Source organism: Microbacterium sp. Leaf351, from assembly GCF_001423825.1.
Lineage (GTDB): Bacteria > Actinomycetota > Actinomycetes > Actinomycetales > Microbacteriaceae > Microbacterium > Microbacterium ginsengisoli.
This window is the reverse complement of the sequence record NZ_LMPK01000037.1, coordinates 7434-12669: the sequence shown is the minus strand read 5'-3', so window position 1 is coordinate 12669 and position 5236 is coordinate 7434. Positions and strand designations below refer to the sequence as shown.

6 protein-coding genes are annotated in these 5236 nt (G+C 70.7%); 1 reads left to right on the top strand and 5 read right to left on the bottom strand.

Going from position 1 to position 5236, the window contains the following annotated elements; genetic code table 11:
• Positions 1-688 (bottom strand): ABC1 kinase family protein (locus ASG00_RS18535; RefSeq protein ID WP_235559582.1); only part of this gene is annotated, 688 nt, incomplete at its 3' end.
• Positions 689-726: 38 nt separating this feature from the next.
• Positions 727-1302, bottom strand: coding sequence for a PadR family transcriptional regulator (locus ASG00_RS12590; RefSeq protein ID WP_056210066.1), 576 nt, complete (start codon positions 1300-1302; stop codon positions 727-729).
• Between the two features lie 139 nt (positions 1303-1441).
• Here ASG00_RS12590 and ASG00_RS12585 point away from each other — a divergent pair, with 139 nt between their 5' ends.
• Positions 1442-2104: an LON peptidase substrate-binding domain-containing protein gene (locus ASG00_RS12585; protein WP_056210024.1), complete on the top strand. Its 663-nt coding sequence runs from the start codon at positions 1442-1444 to the stop codon at positions 2102-2104.
• 2 nt (positions 2105-2106) lie between these two features.
• Here the strand turns inward: ASG00_RS12585 and ASG00_RS12580 are convergent, their stop codons facing one another.
• From ASG00_RS12580 to ASG00_RS12570, 3 genes are all read right to left on the bottom strand, one after another.
• Positions 2107-2514, bottom strand: a complete 408-nt coding sequence (locus ASG00_RS12580) for a hypothetical protein (RefSeq protein WP_156454761.1) — start codon at positions 2512-2514, stop codon at positions 2107-2109.
• A complete protein-coding gene (locus tag ASG00_RS12575) occupies positions 2511-3758 on the bottom strand; it encodes a serine/threonine-protein kinase (protein ID WP_056210019.1) in 1248 nt (415 codons plus the stop codon). Before ASG00_RS12575 ends, ASG00_RS12580 begins: the two co-directional genes overlap by 4 nt.
• Before the next feature lie 74 nt (positions 3759-3832).
• Positions 3833-4921, bottom strand: a complete 1089-nt coding sequence (locus ASG00_RS12570; protein ID WP_235557431.1) for a DNA glycosylase AlkZ-like family protein — start codon at positions 4919-4921, stop codon at positions 3833-3835.
• Between the last annotated feature and the right edge of the window lie 315 nt (positions 4922-5236).

Genomic DNA, 5236 nt, shown 5'->3' with positions numbered 1-5236 from the left:
CCCGGGGGTCGTCGGCGAAGTTCTCGGCGAAGCGTTCGGCGCTGGCCGCCTCGTGCAGGTAGTCGATCTCCTCGAGGCTCGTCGCCGCGAACTCCTCGACGAGGTGGGGCATGTCGACGCGATCCGAGACGATTCGCACATGGCTGAGCCAGCGGCCCACCCGCCGCAGCGCGGCGAGATCGACGTCGACGATGCGGTCGATACCGGGGCGCTGCACCTTCACGACGACGTCGGTGAGACCGATGTCGTCGGCGACGGCGCCCGCGAGACGGGCACGGTGCGCCTGTCCCAGGGATGCCGCGGCCACCGGCACCTCGTCGACCCACGCGAACGCGGCGTCGAGCGGCACCCCGAGCTCCGCCTCGGCGAGGGCACGGATGTCGACGAACGGCACCGCCGGCACCTCGTCCTGCAGTCCCTCGAGCTCCTTCGTGATCTCGGGCGGCAGCACGTCGAGGCGTGACGACATGAACTGTCCGACCTTGATCACGAGCCCGCCGAGGTCGACGGCGAGGTCGTGGAAGCGACGCGCGAAGCGGCGCATCCGCTCTGCTCGTCCGCGCGCGGCGAGACGCTCGAGACCGACGCGCGGGAGGAAGAGCTCGAACCACCACGTGCGTGCGAGCTGGCGCGCCGCGAACCAGAGGATGCGGCGGTAACGGGCGCGCGTGTCTGCGACGTCAGGCATTGATTCTCCTTGACGCCGACGGGCCGGCGGCACGCCGGTCAGGCCTGGGCGAGGATCGAGTAGAGCTTACGCCGCGCCTCATCGAGCACCGCGGCAGCCTCCTCCGCCTGCTCCTTCGTGCCGCTGCGGGCGACCTGCGCGGCCGCCTGCGCCAGCTCGACCGCGGCCTTGGGCAGCGCGCCGAAACCCGAGGCGTCCTTGATGCTCGGCGCCTCCCAGGGAGCGGACTTCTCGGACGCCTCCTCGGCAGCCTCGCGGCCCGCGTCGGTGAGGGAATAGGTCTTGCGACCGTTCGACTCCTCGGCGCTGATGAGGCCCTCGTCGGCGAGGAGCTGCAGCGTCGGGTAGACCGAGCCGGCGCTCGGCTTCCATGCCCCGCCGGACCGCTCGGCGATCTCGCTGATGATCTGGTAGCCGTGCATGGGCTGCTCGGCGAGGAGCGCCAACACCGCGGCGCGCACATCGCCGCGACCCATGCGCATGCCGACACGCTTGTCGAAGGCACCGCGCAACTGCTCGAACTGCTCCCACACGTTGCCGCCCGGGCCGCGTCCGCCGAACCCCCGGGGTCCGCCGCCGAACCCGCCGAAGCCGCCACCGAATCCACCGCTCATGATGCCCTCCAGGCCCACTCGACTATCGAACGATGGTTAACGATATATCGAGATGTGTCGAAGAGGAAGGGGGTGATCGGCTGTCTGCGAATCCGCCCGCGGCGGCCCGCGGCATCCGTCCCGCTGGTTGACTGAGGCCATGGATGCCGCGGCGATGTTCCCCCTCGGGACCGTGCTGTTCCCGCACACGCCGCTACTGCTGCGCATCTTCGAGCCCCGCTACCTCACGATGCTCGGTCGCCTCCTCGACGACGAGGAGCCGCAGTTCGGCGTCGTGCTGATCGCGCGCGGCCGGGAGGCCGGCGGCGGCGAGGAGCGCGAGGGCATCGCCACGATGGCACGCATCGTGAAGGTCGACCCGAGCGGCACCGATGCCCTGCACGTCATCGCCGTTGGCGGCGAGCGCGTCGTCGTCGACCGCTGGCTCGACGACGACCCGTACCCGCAGGCGGATGCGTCACCCCTTCCCCGGCTCACGTGGGACGAGGCGCTCGCGCCGCTGCGCGCCGAGGCCGAGCGCACCGTGCGGCGCGTGCTCACCCGCGCGGCGGAGTTCCGCGATCTGCAGTGGGACGCCGACACCGAGCTGTCCGACGACCCGGTCGAGTCCGCCTGGCAGCTGGCCGCGATCGCACCGCTCGGCGAGTTCGACCGCTACACGCTGCTGCGCTCGACCACGATGGGCGGGCTGCTGCGCGGCATCCTCGATCTGACCCTCGACGTGGAGCCCGTCGTCACCGCGCCGCCCATCGACATCGAGGACGCCTTCGGCGGCGAACCGGGCGACCCCCGGGGCGACTGAGGTCAGCCGCCGCCCTTGCCCTTCCCCTTGCCGTTCCCGTTGTTCCCACTGCTGCCGTTGTCACCGTGATTGCCGGAGCCGCCGGTCGACACGGTCGTGGAGGTGGGACGGGGAGTCGGACTCGCGGGAGCCGTCAACGCCGCGATGTCGGCGCGCACCAGCGCGATCGTCGCGTCGATCGCATCGGCGCGGTCGGTCGACAACCTGCCGCTCGATCGGTCCGCGGCAACCTGGTTCTCGAGGTCATCGATCGTCGCGGTTGCGCCCGCGTAGTCGCCGCTCTGCGCCTGGTCGGCGGCATCCGCGACGAGCGCCTGCAGCGCGGCAGCCGGGGACGGCGAGGGACTCGCGCACCCGGCGAGGGCGAGCGCTGCGATCGTCATGATCACGGCACGGGTGGTCCGCCTCATCCGCCGACCTGCGTCCACAGTTGCTGCAGGTGAGAGCCGAGGTCGCCGGGCACCGCGGGCATGGTCGGCTGAACCGTCGGGTGCGGGCCCGCAGAGGCGAAACCGATCGCGACAACCACGACCCCGATCACCACGATCAGTGCAACGACCGCGGGTACCACCCAGCGGAAGGTTCGCCGGCGAGGCGCCTCGGCTCGGCGCCGTTGACCTGGCGCCGAGGCCTCCGCCGACGGCTCGGGCGGCAGGTCGGGACGTGTCGGCGCACCCGTAGGCAGCGCGGTGAGGTTCTGCGGTGCGTCGTCAGTTGCCGCAGACGCAGGCTCGCCATCGGGTCGCACTGTAACCGGCCCGCTCACCGCGGACCACACCGCGGTGGCACCAGAGAGATCGTCGCCACGCATCAAGGCGAGCGCGGCGTCGGCCACGTGGGCCGCCGTGGGCCGCGCCTCGGGCTCGATCTGCAGCATCGCTTCGAGCAATGTGCGCCAGCCGTCGGCGATGCCCGCCGGGATCTCCGGGGAGCGCGTCAGTCGGATGGCGAGCGCTTCGTGCGGTGTCGCCCCGGCGAACGCTGGCGCGCCGGTCAGCACCTCGAGCAGGAGCAGACCGAGAGAGTAGACATCCGCCGGCGTCGCAGGCTTGGCGCCCTTCACCTGCTCTGGACTGAGGTAGGCCGCCGTTCCGACGAGGGTTCCGGTCGCGGTGACGCGTGTGGTGTCGATGAGAGAGGCGATGCCGAAGTCGGCGAGAGTTGCGAGCGGCGGATGCCCCGGGGTGTGAGCGGGCCTCAGCAAGACGTTGGCCGGCTTGATGTCGCGGTGGACGATGCCTCGCCGGTGAATGACGGCGAGCGCACCTGCGAGCTGCGCGGCCACGTCCGCCGTGCGGGCCGGCGAGAAGGCTCCCGTGCGAACGAGGGTGTCACGCAGATTTGGGCCGTCGATGAACTCCATCACTAAGTAGGGAGGCTCGGCGTCGATCTGAGCGTCGTACAGAGTGACCAGGTTGGGGTGCGCGAGTGAAGCCAGGAGCCGCGTCTCGCTCGCCATGCGGCTTCGCTCGGAGCGATCAGTGCCGTCCAGGGTGAACACCTTCACGGCTACGGTGCGCCCGAGCTGTGCGTCGTTCGCGCGCCACACCCTCGCGTAGCCGCCACTGCCGATCACGTCCTCGAGCACATATCGCCCACTGAGGGCGACTCCGAGATCCGGGACCAGCGGTGCGGTTGCCGTGTCGTCATCCACGGGGATCACCTCCGGCCCCCCATGCTGGCACACACCCCGGCGCCGACCGCGGTGCTTGACAACAGCCCGAGCGCTCAGCGCAGGCCGACCACCGGCATCCCGAGCCACTCGCCGAGATCGAACAGCTCGGCCCTCACCATCTCGGTCTCATCCTCGTCGAACGGCACCAGCTCGTGCAGCGCATTCACCCGCAGCACGTTCTCGCTGCGATCGATCTGCGCGTCGAGCAAGCCGATGAACCGGTCGCCCACAAGGATCGGATGCGCGAAGAAGCCGTAGACGCGCTGGTCCTTCGGCTTGAACTGCTCGAGCACGAAGTCGAAGTCGAAGAGCTCCCGCAGCCGGGGCCGGTCGAACAGCGTCGTGTCGTACGGGTTCAGAATCGCCACCCGTCCGCCGGCGTCCTCGTCGAGCGCGGCGAGCGCGGTCGGGTCGACCCGCCATCTCCACGACGAGCCCTCGACCGTCGCCGCGAGCCCCGCGGTACCGGCTCCGCTCCAGGGCGACTTCTGCTTGGCGAGCCCCGCGGCCTGCAGGCGTCGCCCTTCGTAAAGGCGCGCCGCCTCCTCTTCGCCGTACTGCGGCAGGTCAGACGGGAACACCCGCTCGGCGAGATCCCACACCTTCGTGCGTCCCTCGCGCCGTACGACGGCGACCTCGCCCGTGCGCATCAGGAACTCGAGCATGTGCGGCACCTGGTTCGGCCCGTACCACCCGCTGTCGCTGTGGCGGGCGACCTGCGCGGTGTCGGGGATCTCGCTCGCCTTCAGCGGCCCCTCGCCTCGCAGCCGCGCGAGCACCTCGTGCTTGAACGTCGGGTTGGCGGCCAACCACTCCTTGGTGCGGTCCCGCAGCGGCATCGCCCGCATGCGCGGCAGCATGAGCGGCAGCAGGCTCACCGGGCGGAACGTGCCGTCGTACTCGAACAGCAGCCGGTCGATCTCGACCGCCTTCTGCAGCTGACCCGACTCGTACGACCAGCCGATGCGCGACCACATCATGGTGTTCTCGCACGTGGAGATCACGCTCGTCGGGTCGATCTTGATGATCGCCAGCTGCTCGGCGACCTCGACGACGTCGCCCGGACGCTCCGCGTCGAGCAGCGCCGCACGCACGGCGATGCGCCGCGCCTCGTCGTTCGACAGCTGCACCGTGTCGGTCACGCCGCTCCCTCCTCGGGCGCGGAGGCCGCGGCATCCAGCCTGTTCAGCTCACCCGCCAGCAGCCCGTAGGTGCGCGTGTGCGCGAGCCGAGCGTGACGGGTCATGTAGCCGACGAGCGGTGCCGGAGCGGTCACCTCGGTGACCTCGCTCACGAGCGTGCCCGCCTCGGTCGGCGTCGCGGACGTCGTCGTGGTGAGCGTGCACCCCGGCGCCGCGCGCACGTCACCGATGAGAAGCGTCGGCGAGACGCGCGTCATGCGCGCCGGGAACCGGATCGAATAAGGGATGCCCCACACCGTCGGCCGCTCGACGATC